The sequence below is a fragment of the Streptomyces sp. ATCC 21386 genome (genome assembly GCF_018728545.1).
Classification (GTDB): Bacteria; Actinomycetota; Actinomycetes; order Streptomycetales; family Streptomycetaceae; genus Streptomyces.
In genome coordinates this window covers 8,064,098-8,077,892 of record NZ_JAAVVL010000001.1, presented here as the reverse complement: position 1 = coordinate 8,077,892, position 13,795 = coordinate 8,064,098, and the positions used below count along the sequence as shown (strand labels likewise).

General features: G+C 72.1%; 9 protein-coding genes. 8 read left to right on the top strand and 1 reads right to left on the bottom strand.

All coding sequences use genetic code 11. From position 1 onward, the window contains the following. Window position 1: 1 nt before the first annotated feature. From GWK25_RS34620 to obgE, 6 genes are all read left to right on the top strand, one after another. Window positions 2-889 carry a TIGR03936 family radical SAM-associated protein gene (locus GWK25_RS34620; RefSeq protein ID WP_215455463.1) on the top strand — a complete coding sequence of 296 codons (888 nt, stop codon included), beginning with the start codon at window positions 2-4 and terminating at the stop codon, window positions 887-889. Window positions 890-1,133: 244 nt separating this feature from the next. Continuing rightward, window positions 1,134-5,357: an Rne/Rng family ribonuclease gene (locus GWK25_RS34615; RefSeq protein ID WP_215455462.1), complete on the top strand. Its 4,224-nt coding sequence runs from the start codon at window positions 1,134-1,136 to the stop codon at window positions 5,355-5,357. A 297-nt stretch (window positions 5,358-5,654) separates the two neighbouring features. Next, on the top strand, window positions 5,655-6,953 hold the full coding sequence (locus GWK25_RS34610; RefSeq protein ID WP_215455461.1) for a phospholipase D-like domain-containing protein: 1,299 nt from the start codon (window positions 5,655-5,657) through the stop codon (window positions 6,951-6,953). A gap of 218 nt (window positions 6,954-7,171) precedes the next feature. After that, window positions 7,172-7,492 (top strand): 50S ribosomal protein L21, encoded by a 321-nt coding sequence (gene rplU, locus GWK25_RS34605; protein ID WP_033525816.1) that lies wholly within the window; start codon window positions 7,172-7,174, stop codon window positions 7,490-7,492. Window positions 7,493-7,506: 14 nt separating this feature from the next. Continuing rightward, window positions 7,507-7,761, top strand: coding sequence for a 50S ribosomal protein L27 (rpmA, locus tag GWK25_RS34600; protein WP_033525817.1), 255 nt, complete (start codon window positions 7,507-7,509; stop codon window positions 7,759-7,761). A 146-nt stretch (window positions 7,762-7,907) separates the two neighbouring features. Next, on the top strand, window positions 7,908-9,344 hold the full coding sequence (gene obgE / locus GWK25_RS34595) for a GTPase ObgE (protein ID WP_215455460.1): 1,437 nt from the start codon (window positions 7,908-7,910) through the stop codon (window positions 9,342-9,344). Window positions 9,345-9,649: 305 nt separating this feature from the next. Here obgE and GWK25_RS34590 read toward each other — a convergent pair whose 3' ends face one another. Next, complete coding sequence (locus GWK25_RS34590; protein WP_215455459.1) at window positions 9,650-11,719, bottom strand: hypothetical protein; 2,070 nt, start codon at window positions 11,717-11,719, stop codon at window positions 9,650-9,652. Between the two features lie 347 nt (window positions 11,720-12,066). On the opposite strand from GWK25_RS34590, the gene proB reads away from it, so the two are divergent. After that, window positions 12,067-13,173 (top strand): glutamate 5-kinase, encoded by a 1,107-nt coding sequence (gene proB, locus GWK25_RS34585; protein WP_215457815.1) that lies wholly within the window; start codon window positions 12,067-12,069, stop codon window positions 13,171-13,173. A gap of 174 nt (window positions 13,174-13,347) precedes the next feature. After that, window positions 13,348-13,795: hypothetical protein (locus GWK25_RS34580; RefSeq protein WP_215457814.1), on the top strand; the 448-nt coding region annotated here is incomplete at its 3' end.

Genomic DNA, 13,795 nt, shown 5'->3' with positions numbered 1-13,795 from the left:
GGTGCAGCGCATCCGACTGCGCTACACCAAGCGCGGCCGCCTCCGGTTCACCAGCCACCGTGACTTCCAGCGCGCCTTCGAGCGTGCGCTGCGCCGCGCCGAGGTGCCGATGGCGTACTCGGCGGGGTTCACGCCGCATCCGAAGGTGTCGTACGCCAATGCCGCACCCACCGGCACGGGCAGTGAGGCGGAGTATCTGGAGATCGCGCTCACCGAGGCGCGTGATCCGGAGAAGCTCAGGATCCTGCTCGACGAGTCGCTGCCCACCGGCCTCGACATCGTCGACGCGGTCGAGGCCCGCACCTCCGGGCTCGCCGACCGGCTCACGGCCTCCGAATGGGAGCTGCGCCTGGACGGCGTGGACCCCGAGGACGCCGCGCGCGCGGTCGAGGCCTTCAAGGCGTCGGACCTCGTCGAGGTCCAGCGCAGGACCAAGAACGGCGTACGGACCTTCGACGCCCGTGCCGCCGTCGTCGACCTCGACAGCCGTGACGGCCACGACGCGCGTGATGGACGTGACGCAGGCGCCGGAGCGAACGGTTCTGAGACGGCCGGTCCACAGCCGGCCGCAAGCGTCGGCTCCACCGGAGCGGCCGGCGCCGGGCCCCTTGCTGGGCCGACGGACCAGCCCTGTGCGATACTGCGGCTGGTTGTTCGGCACGTGACGCCTGCCGTACGACCCGACGACGTCCTGTCCGGTCTCCGCGCCGTGGCCGACCTGGCGCCGCCGGTCCCCGCAGCGGTGACCAGGCTGGCGCAGGGGCTTTTCGATGAAGAGACCGGCACGGTGACCGACCCGCTCGCGCCCGACCGCGAGGCAGCGCCGGCCCCCTCAACGGCCGAACCCGCTGCCGCCGCGAAGGCGTCGGCGCCGGTAGGCCCCGCGTAGGACGGACGTCGTAGCGCCGCCCTCTGATCCGGGAGCCACCTGGGTCGGGCAGCGCACCGACCACAAGACTTTCGCCAGGCCGTACGCAACATGGCGTACGGAACCGGCGAGACAGGACACAGAGAGCTCCCGTGCGGCGCCCGCGCCCCGGACGGCGGCAGTCGCGTACGACGCGAGCCGCGGACGTCACCGGCCACGCCGGACCGGGTGCGGCGCCCGGGAGCCTGACGGGAGAAACGCCCGCATGCCCGAACCGATCGAACCCGCCGAGCCCGCGCAGGGCTCCGACCGCAACACGCCGAGCGACACCCTGCCGCCGCGCCGTCGCCGCCGCGCCGCGTCCCGCCCCGCGGGCCCGCCGTCCGCCGCCGAAGAGGCCGCGGAGACCACCGCGCCGGCCATACCGGCCACCGAGTCCGAGGACCTCGCGGCCGTCGAGCCGACCGAGGCGGACGAGACCACCGAGACCGTCGAGGACGGCCTGACCGGTGAGGACGCGCAGGTCACCGAGGCCGAGGCCACGGAAGTGGCCGAGCCCGCCGCCGTCGCCGAGGCGCCCGCTGCCGAGGAGGCCGCGCCCGCCGGGCGTACGCGCCGTCGCGCCACCCGCCGCGCCTCCGCGCCCGCCGGTGCGCCCAAGGACGCCGAGGTCGTCGAAGTCGTCGAGACCGTGGCGCCGGCCGCCTCCGCCGAGGCAACAGCCGCGCCCGCCGCCGTCGCCGAGGCGCCCGCCGCCGAGGAGGCCGCGCCCGCCGGGCGTACACGCCGTCGCGCCACCCGTCGAGCCTCCGCGCCCACGAGCGCCCCTCAGGCCGCCGAGGAGACCCCCGCCGAGACCGCGAAGGCCGCCGAGTCCGAGGCCGCCGCCGTCGTTGAGGCGCCCGCCGCCGAAGAGGCCGCGCCGCGTCCGCGCCGTCGTGCCACGCGCCGGGCGTCCGCGCCCGCCGGTGAGCCGAAGGCCGCCGAGACCGTCGAGGCCCCGGCGGAGGCCGGGGAAGCCGCGCCCGCCGCTGTTCAGGAGAGCGCGCCGGTGGAGGCGGCGGCCGAGGAGGCCGCGCCTCGGCGCACCCGTCGGCGTGCCACGCGCCGGGCCGCCGCGCCCGCCGGGGCGCCCGAGGGCGAGTCCGCCGACGAGCGTGTGAGCGAGGCCGTGGCCGCCGAGACCGTGTCGGCTCCTGCCGAGCAGGCGCCCGCCGCCGAGGCCGCCCCCACGACCGCCGTCGCCGAGCCCGAGCCGGTCAGGGCGCCGCGTGCGGCCGCCCAGGCGGAGGCCGAGGACGCGGGTCCGCGTCGGGCCCGTCGTCGGGCCACCCGGAAGGCGGCCGTTGGTTTCTCCGAGCCGGCGGCGCCGGTCGCGGAGGACGCGCCGTCGCGTCCGTCCCGGCCTGCCGTGGCCGTGTTCCAGGCGCCGGTGTTCACCGAGCCGATGTTCCAGACGCCGGAGCGGGCCGCCGCGCAGGCCGCCGCCGAGGCGGAGGCCGAGACCGTGACGGCGGAGCCGGCCGACGTTGCCGAGAGCGCCGGGACCACCGGCGCGGGCGGGTTCGGCGAGGAGGAGCCCACCGGTGGGTCGCGGCGTCGCCGTCGTCGCCGGGGCGATTCGGCCGAGGCCGAGCAGCAGCCCGCGGCCGCCACCGTGGCGGCCGACGAGCCGGAGGAGCCTGAGGAGCCCGAGGAGTCCGCCGAGGACGCCGCCGAGGGCGACGAGTACGGCGAGGAGGAGTCCACCGGGTCGCGGCGCCGCCGTCGCCGGGGTGGCCGCCGTCGTCGCCGGGGCGAGTCGGCCGAGGCCGAGGACGCCGCCGAGGGCGACGAGCTCGCCGCCGAGCAGGCCGAGCAGGACGCCGAGGACACCGCCGAGCAGCTGGACGAGGACGCCGAGGACGAGGGCGACGAGCGCGAGGAGTCCGGTTCGGGCTCCAGCAGCAGCCGTCGCCGCCGTCGCCGCCGTCGCCGCGCCGGGGACTCCGGCACCGAGGCCGAGGCGGCGTCCGACGACCCCGAGCGGACGGTCGTCAAGGTCCGCGAGCCGCGCGAGCGGCGCGCCAAGGACACCGAGCCGTCCGACGAGGTGCAGTCCATCAAGGGCTCCACCCGGCTGGAGGCCAAGAAGCAGCGCCGCCGGGAAGGCCGTGAGCAGGGGCGCCGGCGCGTCCCGATCATCACCGAGGCCGAGTTCCTCGCCCGCCGCGAGGCCGTCGAGCGCGTCATGGTCGTCCGCCAGAGCGGCGAGCGCACCCAGATCGGCGTCCTGGAAGACAACGTGCTCGTCGAGCACTACGTCAACAAGGAGCAGTCGACCTCGTACGTCGGCAACGTCTACCTCGGCAAGGTGCAGAACGTGCTGCCGTCGATGGAGGCCGCCTTCATCGACATCGGCAAGGGCCGCAACGCGGTCCTGTACGCCGGTGAGGTCAACTTCGAGGCGCTCGGCATGGCCAACGGGCCGCGCCGGATCGAGTCAGCCCTGAAGTCCGGCCAGTCCGTGCTCGTCCAGGTCACCAAGGACCCGATCGGGCACAAGGGCGCGCGTCTGACCAGCCAGGTCTCCCTGCCGGGCCGCTACCTGGTCTACGTCCCCGAGGGGTCGATGACCGGTATCAGCCGCAAGCTGCCCGACACCGAGCGGGCCCGGCTGAAGACCATCCTCAAGAAGATCGTCCCCGAGGACGCGGGCGTCATCGTGCGCACCGCCGCCGAGGGCGCGAGCGAGGACGAGCTGCGCCGCGACGTCGAGCGACTGCAGGCGCAGTGGGAGGACATCCAGAAGAAGGCCAAGAACGGCAACGCGCCGACGCTGCTGTACGGCGAGCCGGACATGACCGTCCGGGTCGTCCGCGACATCTTCAACGAGGACTTCTCCAAGGTCATCGTGAGCGGCGAGGACGCCTGGGAGACCATCCACGGGTATGTCTCGCACGTCGCGCCCGACCTGGCGGAGCGTCTGCAGAAGTGGACCTCCGAGGTCGACGTCTTCGCGACGTACCGCATCGACGAGCAGCTGATGAAGGCGCTGGACCGCAAGGTCTGGCTGCCCAGCGGTGGTTCGCTGGTGATCGACAAGACCGAGGCCATGATCGTGGTCGACGTCAACACCGGCAAGTTCACCGGCCAGGGCGGCAACCTGGAGGAGACGGTCACCAGGAACAACCTGGAGGCGGCCGAGGAGATCGTGCGTCAGCTGCGGCTGCGCGACCTCGGCGGCATCGTCGTGATCGACTTCATCGACATGGTCCTGGAGTCCAACCGGGACCTGGTGCTGCGGCGCCTGCTGGAGTGCCTGGGGCGCGACCGTACGAAGCACCAGGTCGCCGAGGTCACCTCGCTGGGCCTGGTGCAGATGACCCGGAAGCGGGTCGGCCAGGGCCTGCTGGAGTCCTTCTCCGAGACCTGTGTCCACTGCAACGGGCGCGGCGTGATCGTGCACATGGACCAGCCGACCGCTCCCGGCGGTGGCGGCAAGCGCCGCAAGCGCGGGCGTGGGGGTGCCGAGCACGACCACGAGCACGTGTCCGCTCCCGAGGCCGTCGAGCCCGCGGAGTCGGCCGAGCAGGTCGAGACCGAGGCGGCTGCCGAGGTCGCCGCCGAGGTCGCCGAGCCCGTGGCGCTGCCGTCCCCCGAGTTCGAGCCGGACGAGGAGCTGTACAGCAGCGTCGCCGAGGCCGAGGCGGCGGTCGGGCGCGGCCGTTCGCGTCGTCGGGCCACCCGTCGGGCGTCCGCGCCCTCCGGGGCCCCGAAGTCCCGCGAAACTCGTGAGTCGCGTGATGCCGTGGCCGTCACCACCGTCTCCGAGGACCGTGCCCCGAAGTCGCGGGAGGCCGCCGAGGCGGAGCCGGTCGCGGTGGAGGACCCGGTCGTCGAGACGCCGCCGGCCGCCGAGCCGAGCACCGAGGAGGCCGCTCCCAAGGGCCGCACACGTCGTCGCGCGACCCGGAAGGTGTCCGCTCCGGCGGGCGCTCCGGCAGGCGCGGAGGCTGAGGAGACCGTGGTCACGGTGGCGGCCGCCGAGCCGGCACCGGAGCCCGTGGCCGAGCCGGTCGGCGAGTCCGCGGCCGAGGAGGCCACGCAGCCCGAGGCGGCGGCCGTCGCCGAGAGCGCGGCTCCGGCCCGTCCGCGTCGGCGTGCCGTGCGCAAGGCGACCGCGCCCACCGCGTCCGAGGAGGCGGCCGTGGTCGTGGTCCCGTCGGCTGCGGCCGAGGACGCGGTCGAGGCCCCGGTCGAGGAGACCGCTCCGGCGGCCGAGGAGACCGAGGCCGAGGCGCCCGCCAAGAAGGCGGCGGCGCGCAAGACGGCCAAGAAGGCCACGGCGAAGAAGGCCGCCACGAAGAAGACGGCGGCCGCCAAGAAGACGGTCGCGAAGAAGGCCACGGCCAAGAAGGCGGCCACGAAGAAGTCGGCCGCGAAGAAGACCACGGTGGCCGCCGAGCAGTCCTCGGCCACGGTGACGGCCTCGACCGACGAGAGCTGAGCCCCACGGGGCGGACCTCGATCCGCTCCAACTGGTGCCCCCACCGGGTGGTTTGACCATCCGGTGGGGGCACCGGTCCGTCCCGGGAGAGTAACTTCACACCGGCTGGGAAGATTTGAGCGGTTTTGCTCCTCTGCCGTCTCCTCGGTACCCCCTCCCCCCTTGAGCACCCTCGGGCGCCTGTAACACTCACGTAGTCGAATTCGCAGTCGTATACGCGGTCGTGAGCGATGGCGTGTGCGTTGGTGTGAGCGCTGTCGTGGACATACGGGCAGGGCGGGAACGGGGAGGGATCGCATGGCGCGCGTGCGTGTGCGGGGGGCGGTGGCGCTGGCCACCGTGCTGGCGGCGGCCGGTGCGCAGGTGACGGCCGCGGATGTCGCGCAGGCCGCGCCGACCTGGACCGAAGGCCCGCTCTTCAACGACCCGTTGGGCGACGAGGGCGCGCAACTCGCGATACGTACCCGGCTCGTCGAGCTGACGGACGCCGCGCTCCCCGGCTCCACCATCAAGGTCGCCGTCTACCACGTGTGGGAGGCGTCCGTCGTCAACGCGCTCGTGGCCGCCAAGGACCGGGGCGTGCGCGTCCAGGTCCTGCTGGACGAGTCGAGCGTCAGCGACCGCCCCACGAACACCGCGTACGGCAGCCTGGTCGCGGCGCTCGGCACCGACCGGACGAAGGGGTCGTACATAGCGACCTGCGCCGTCGACCGGTCCTGCCTCGGCGACCCGAAGTACGGGCAGTCGATCATGCACAACAAGTTCTGGCTGTTCTCGGCGGTCGAGGGCGCCACCAACGTGGTTGTGCAGACCACGTCGAACTCCACCCCCTCCGCGCACACCAAGTTCTTCAACGACGCGCTGCTGCTGCCGGACAACCCGACGATGTACGACGCGTACGCGGACTACTTCGACACGATGGTGGGCCGGGACTGGGCGGCATGGGAGTACCGGACCGTCAGCAACGGCCTCTACAAGGCGTACTTCTTCCCCCGGGCCGGGAACACCCGGGCCACCGACACCGTGTACTCGGTGCTGAACAACGTGCAGTGCTCGTACAAGGACAGCGCCGGGGTGGCGCGGAAGACCTGGGTGCGGGTCGCGATCTTCAAGATCACGCGGCTGGCGATCGCCGAGAAACTGGTGGCCCTGAAGAAGGCCGGCTGCAACGTGAGCATCGTGTACGCCGAGTCCGACAGCGCCAAGAGCAGCGGCGGGACCCAGGGGACGTGGGAGAAGATGCACACGTCCGGCGGCCCGACGGTGCGGTGCTACAACGACGACCGGGACCCGCTGAACCCCGGGAAGAAGCTGACCACGCCGTACATCATCCACACCAAGTACATCCTCGTGGACGGCCAGTACGACGGCGTGCGCAACAAGATCAGCTTCACCGGGTCGGGCAACTACACCGGGCCCGCGTTGCGCGAGAACGACGAGGCGATCGTCAAGGTCGACGACGACGCGGTGCACGACATGTACCGGACGCACTTCGACAGGGTGATCGGTGTCGCCTACCCGGGCAAGGCCGACACCACCGACCTGTGCAAGGGCGTGAAGCCGCTGCCGGCGGACGGCGAGAAGCCCGCCCCGTAGCGGGGGAGGGGCTCGGTCCCGTAGCGGGAAGGGGCTCGGTTTGACCCCTTCGGGCACCGCCCCGTAACCTTGACCGTCGGCGTGTCCGTAGGTAGTGACGCGTCACATCCCCGTAAACCTCATTCCTTCCGCGCGCCGGGCGCCGTGGGAGAGGCCGTCCGCACGTCGGGCGGCTGGACTGCGGGGGTGCCGTTCCGGAGCGAGAGAGTGAGATCCGCGTGTACGCCATCGTGCGCAGCGGTGGTCGCCAGCACAAGGTTGCTGTCGGCGACATCGTTGAGGTTGACAAGATTTCCACCGCCAATGTCGGCGACACGGTCGAGCTCTCGACCCTGCTCGTCGTCGACGGTGACGCCGTGACCAGTGACCCGTGGGTCCTTGCCGGCATCAAGGTCCAGGCCGAGGTCGTGGACCACCACAAGGGGCAGAAGATCGACATTCTGCGCTACAAGAACAAGACCGGCTACCGCCGTCGTCAGGGCCACCGCCAGCAGTACACGGCGATCAAGGTCACTGAGATCCCCGCGGCTGCGAAGTAAGGGACTGAGGAGAGATGGCACACAAGAAGGGCGCATCGTCCACCCGGAACGGTCGCGACTCCAACGCTCAGCGGCTCGGCGTGAAGCGCTTCGGCGGTCAGGTCGTCAACGCCGGTGAGATCCTGGTCCGCCAGCGTGGCACGCACTTCCACCCGGGTTCGGGTGTGGGTCGCGGCAAGGACGACACGCTGTTCGCGCTGAACGCCGGTGCGGTCGAGTTCGGCACCGCCCGTGGCCGCAAGGTCGTGAACATCGTTCCGGTCGGCTGATCGGAAAAGTCTTCGGACAGTCTTTCGCGAGGCGGACCTCACTTCCCGTGCGGGAAGGCGGGTCCGCCTTTCGCGTGTTAACCAATAACTGAACCCGTACCACCCCTGGCCGCCCGGCCGGGGGGACCCCCAGGAGGCACCCCACCATGACCACCTTCGTGGACCGCGTCGAACTGCATGTCGCCGCGGGTAACGGAGGTCACGGCTGTGCCTCCGTCCACCGGGAGAAGTTCAAGCCGCTCGGCGGACCCGACGGCGGCAACGGCGGGCGCGGCGGCGACGTCATCCTGACCGTCGACCAGTCGGTGACGACCCTCCTGGAGTACCACCACTCCCCGCACCGCAAGGCCACCAACGGCAAGCCCGGCGAGGGCGGCAACCGTTCCGGCAAGGACGGACAGGACCTGGTCCTGCCGGTCCCGGACGGCACGGTCGTGCTCGACCGCCAGGGGAACGTCCTCGCCGACCTCGTCGGCCACGGCACCTCATTCGTCGCCGCACAGGGCGGCCGGGGCGGCCTCGGCAACGCGGCCCTCGCCTCCGCCCGCCGCAAGGCGCCCGGCTTCGCGCTGCTCGGCGTCCCCGGGGACACGGGCGACATCGTCCTGGAGCTCAAGACCGTCGCCGACGTGGCGCTGGTCGGCTACCCCAGCGCCGGGAAGTCCTCGCTGATCTCGGTCCTGTCCGCCGCCAAGCCGAAGATCGCGGACTACCCCTTCACGACCCTCGTCCCGAACCTGGGCGTGGTCACCGCCGGCGAGACGGTCTACACGATCGCCGACGTGCCGGGCCTGATCCCCGGCGCCAGTCAGGGCAAGGGCCTCGGGCTCGAATTCCTCCGCCACGTCGAGCGGTGCAGCGTCCTCGTCCACGTCCTCGACACCGCGACACTGGAGTCGGACCGTGACCCCGTCTCCGACCTCGACATCATCGAGGAGGAGCTGACGCAGTACGGCGGGCTCGGCGACCGGCCCCGGATCGTCGTCCTCAACAAGATCGACGTGCCCGACGGCAAGGACCTCGCCGAAATGGTGCGGCCGGACCTGGAGGCCCGCGGTTACCGGGTCTTCGAGGTGTCCGCCGTCGCCCACACCGGCCTGCGGGAACTGTCCTTCGCACTCGCCGACCTCGTCGGCCGGGCGCGTGCCGCGAGGCCCAAGGAGGAGGCGACGCGGATCGTCATCCGGCCCAAGGCCGTCGACGACGCGGGCTTCACGGTCGTGCGGGAGGAGGACGGTCTCTACCGCGTGCGGGGCGAGAAGCCGGAGCGCTGGGTGCGGCAGACCGACTTCAACAACGACGAGGCGGTCGGCTATCTCGCCGACCGGCTCAACCGCCTCGGTGTCGAGGAGGAGCTGATGAAGGCGGGCGCCCGCTCCGGCGACGGCGTCGCCATCGGGCCCGAGGACAACGCGGTCGTCTTCGACTGGGAGCCGACCGTCATGGCCGGTGCGGAGATGCTGGGACGGCGTGGTGAGGACCACCGCTTCGAGGCGCCCCGACCGGCCGTCCAGCGCCGCCGTGACCGGCAGGCGGAGCGGGACGAGCTCCAGAAGGAGTACGACGACTTCGAGCCGTTCTAGGGCTGCCGCAGGGCTCTGCCGCGCCCGGCCTGCCCTCGGCGCCCTCAGCCGGTGCCGGGCGCGAGGGCGGGGTTTCGCTCCCGTGCCGCCCCCAGCGGCATGACGGCCCGCAGCCAGGACGAGACAATGACGAGCAGCCCCGTGGGGGGTGCGGGGAACTGCGCGAGCAACCACGTACCCGCCGCAGTCGCCGCACAGGCTCAGCCCCCGAGCCATTGGGCGGCCCCGGACGACGCGCACACGACGAAGGGCCCCTGCCCCGGTGATGAACCGGGGCAGGGGCCCTTCGTCGCTGTGGGTCTGCGTCAGGCCAGCGCCTCCGTCGGCTCGCCCTCCGCGAGTTCGTCGCTCGACTCCTGCGCCTTGCGGGGCGCGGGAACCTCGTCGGCGAGGCGCGACTCCATGCGGGCGCGACGGTCGTCGGCCTTGGCGCAGAGCGCCTTCACCGCGAGGCCGAAGCGGACCAGCGAGGGCGGGTCCGAGGGGCCGAGCAGCTGCTCCTTGAGCTCGGCGCGGGCCTGCGTGAAACGGTCCTTCTCGGGGTTGCGCACCGACTCCAGCAGCGCCGGCACCCCGTCCGCCTTGGGCGTCAGCACGACACCCGCCGAGACCGTCGGGAACGCCGCCCGGAACGCCACCTCCGGCAGCCCGGACGTGTTGGCGACCGAGTACGGCTTCTCGCTCGACAGCCAGTCGGAGACCACCGACGAGACATCGCTGATCAGCAGGTCCGACGCGTTGAAGCAGGCGAAGATCGCGGGCCGCGCCTCGGTGATGATCCGGTGCTCCCACTCCGGGAACGACGCCCAGTACGCCTTCTCCCAGGCCAGCGTCGCCTCCGCGATGGCCGCCTCACGGTCCCCGCTCGGCGTGCCCTGCAGCAGCATCCGCTCCATCTCGTCCGCGCTGGACCGGAACGACGTCGAGGTGAGCTCGTCCAACTCGGCCGTACGGCGAGCGAGTTCGGTGGCGGCCTCGGGGCCGGGGCGAGCCCCGGACCGCTTGGTGTTGGCCTCCCGGATCATCGCCTTGATCCGCTCGTTCGCGGCGCCCGCGCGCGGGTCGACCGAGCCGGTCATCGGGTGCGGCTTGTACAGCAGCCGGACCTTGTCGTCGGCGAGGAGCTGCCGGACGATGTTCTCGCCGGCCAGGACCACGGACGTGTTGCCGGGGTTGCCGTCCCAGCCCTCCCAGGTGGGGGCGTACAGGACAGTGGTGTACGTGCCGGTCGGTGGGCCCGCGTACGGGCGGATCGGCGCCAGCTGCGGGCGGCCGACCTCGACGATGTCCTTGTCCTCCACGCCGACCTCGGCGAGCGCGTACCGCTCCCGCGCCGCGGGACCGGCGACCCACACCTCGTCGTACGCCTTGGCGTACGGGTTGCAGGAGGAGAGCTTGTCGCTCTCGCCGTGGTTGATGAAGGCGTGCTTGATCGTGGGGATGCGCAGCACCTGGGAGGTCTTCGCGGCGTTGGCCGGGTGCAGCATCATCTTCAGCGTCGAGTTCTCCAGGGAGAACATCGTCGATACCTTCGGGAAGCAGATGATCGGCACGTCCGTCGCGTCGATCTTCTGCACCATGAAACGTTCACGCAGCACGATCAGCGGCTTCTCCAGCTGGGAGAGCGTGGAGAGCCACATGTTCGCCTGGTAGGCGGACGTCGTACCGCCGGAGAAGTACATCGCGGTGGTCGGCCGGTAGTCGGCGAGCCACCGGTCCAGCCACTCCATGACCTGCTGCTCGCTCTTCGCGCGCTTCTTCGGCAGCAGCCAGGTCGCGAGGTGGGCGGTGCCCACGACGAGCAGGGCGAGCCCGGCGCCCACGCCGGCGAAGCCCCAGAGGGCGTCCTGCGTGGCCGCGGTCAGCATCAGACCGGCCGTGACGGGCAGCGAGAAGGTCAGCAGCCGGTGGGCCTGGCGGCGGGCCAGGATGCGCGGCGGGGCGGCCGTCAGACGCAGCTCGGAGGCGTCGATGTTGCGGGTGACGATCGGCAGGGTCCGGGTGCGGCGGACCAGCACCGAGACGGCCTGGCAGGCGAAGTGCACCGCGTAGAAGGCGATCAGGGCGACCAGGAGGGGCGCCTGCTCACGCAGCGGATCGATGCCGTCGATGCGCAGCAGCCCCACCAGGATCAGCATGTCGCGCAGCAGCTGGCGCACCAGCGCGTCGAAGCGGACCTTGCCCAACAGTGCGAGCAGTCCGGGATCCCGGTACTGGAGGAACGTGTCCAGGACGAGGCCCGCCGCGCCGGCGGCGACGAACACCGGGATGTTCGGCAGCAGCGCGGAGACGATCTGGGCCGTGAAGAGCGCGAACATCGCGAACAGCGCTGACAGCTGCGCGATGCGGCGGGGTGCGAGGCCTGCGGAGGGCACGGGCTGGGCTCCTGCGGAGGGTGCGACGGACGAAGGGGGGAAGGTGAGTCTTGGGGGTGGCCTGAGGAGGCCGATCCCTGACCGTATGACCTAGGCAGGCCGAGGAGCAATCTCCCGCGAGGGCAATTGCCGCCAGTCGGGCAAAACGCCATGGAACCTTGAGGGACGTCACAGCATCTCCTCATAAAGGGCTCCGAGCCGGAGCGTTCCTTCCGCCCCGGCGACCCCCGCCGTCCGCCCCTCGAAATGAGAACGCGTCCGGACCGCCCGCTCCCGTAGATTGCGCAGTGCACACACCGGGCTGGTTCGGAACATTGGGGATACAGGTGTCAGCGGCAAGGCAGGGCGTGCGGGACGCGCACCGGATCGTGGTCAAGGTGGGCTCCTCGTCGCTGACGACGGCCTCCGGGGGCCTCGACGCGGACCGGGTGGACGCCCTCGTGGACGTCCTCGCCAAGGCCCGCAGCGGCGGCGAGCGGGAGATCGTGCTCGTCTCGTCCGGTGCCATCGCCGCCGGGCTCGCGCCCCTGGGCCTGCGCCGCCGTCCCAAGGACCTTGCCCGGCAGCAGGCCGCCGCCAGCGTCGGCCAGGGCCTGCTGGTGGCCCGCTACACGGCCTCCTGCGCCCGCTACGGCATCCGGGTCGGCCAGGTGCTCCTCACCTCTGACGACATGAGCCGCCGGGCCCACCACCGCAACGCCTCCCGCACCCTCGACAAGCTCCTCGCGATGGGCGCGCTGCCCGTCGTCAACGAGAACGACACCGTCGCCACGGACGAGATCCGCTTCGGCGACAACGACCGCCTCGCCGCCCTCGTCGCCCACCTCGTCCGGGCGGACCTGCTGGTCCTGCTCTCGGACGTGGACGGCGTGTACGACGGCGACCCCAGCAAGCCCGGTACGTCGCGGATAGCGGAGGTACGGGGTCCCGAGGACCTCGCGCACGTGGAGATCGGCAGCGCCGGCAAGGCGGGCGTCGGCACCGGCGGCATGGTCACCAAGGTCGAGGCGGCCGGGATCGCCACCGGCGCGGGCGTCCCCGTGGTCCTGACCAGCGCCGTCCACGCGGCGGACGCCCTCTCCGGCGGCGACACCGGCACGTACTTCCACCCCACCGGCAAGCGGTCCGCCGACCGGCTGCTGTGGCTCCAGCACGCCTCCACCCCGCAGGGCGCGCTCGTCCTCGACGAGGGCGCCGTCCGCGCGGTCGTCGAGCGGCGTACGTCACTGCTGCCGGCCGGCATCGCGGCCGTCGAGGGCGACTTCACCGCCGGCGACCCCGTAGAGCTGCGCGACGGCACGGGCCGGGCGGTCGCGCGCGGACTGGTGAACTTCGACGCCAAGGAGATCCCCCAGCTGATCGGCCGCTCGACCCGGGAACTGGCGCGCGAGCTGGGTCCCGCGTACGAACGAGAGGTCGTACACAGGGACGACCTCGTTCTCCTGCGTCCCTGACCAGCGGCCCCCCGGGAGGGCCGGAGCACGGGCCCCGGCGGTGCGCGTTCCGTAAAACCGCCACGCGAAGCTCCTGAGCCTGCTCAACTTTGTCTCAGGGAGATTCCGCAGGAACCCTTGCACGACCTATTGACGAGGCACGACATCGTTGCGAAGGAGGCCGTCGTGAGACGAGTGCGCCCCGGGGCCGCGGCGTCCCGTGGTGGTGGTTCCTCCCGTGCGGCCGGCGAGGAGCGGACGCTGACCAGCGTCGCCTCCTCGGACACGTACGAGGGCGACAGCGTCGAGGAGCCGCAGGATCTGCCCCGGCTGTGGCACGTCACGCTGAGCCTCTCCGGACCCGAGGCCCCCCTCAAGGAGGTGCGGCGCGGACTCGAACAGCTCGCCCACGACCACCCCTTCCTGCTGACCAGCCGCTACGCCCACGACCACGCCGAGATCCGCTACTGGGAGGAGGCCCGCGACCTCCACGACGCGGCCGCCGTCGCCCTGCGGCTGTGGGGGGAACACCGCCGGACGGCCGGGCTGCCGCCCTGGGAGATCGTCGGCCTGGAGGTCATCGACCGCCAGACGTACCACCAGCGCATCGCCGAGGGCTACGGCTGTCTCTTATTACACATCT

Bases quoted from the DNA above. Each gene is read 5' to 3' on its own strand.
- obgE (WP_215455460.1), top strand. From the start codon at position 7,908: ATGACCACCTTCGTGGACCGCGTCGAACTGCATGTCGCCGCGGGTAAC.
- rpmA (WP_033525817.1), top strand. From the start codon at position 7,507: ATGGCACACAAGAAGGGCGCATCGTCCACCCGGAACGGTCGCGACTCC.
- GWK25_RS34610 (WP_215455461.1), top strand. From the start codon at position 5,655: ATGGCGCGCGTGCGTGTGCGGGGGGCGGTGGCGCTGGCCACCGTGCTG.
- GWK25_RS34615 (WP_215455462.1), top strand. From the start codon at position 1,134: ATGCCCGAACCGATCGAACCCGCCGAGCCCGCGCAGGGCTCCGACCGC.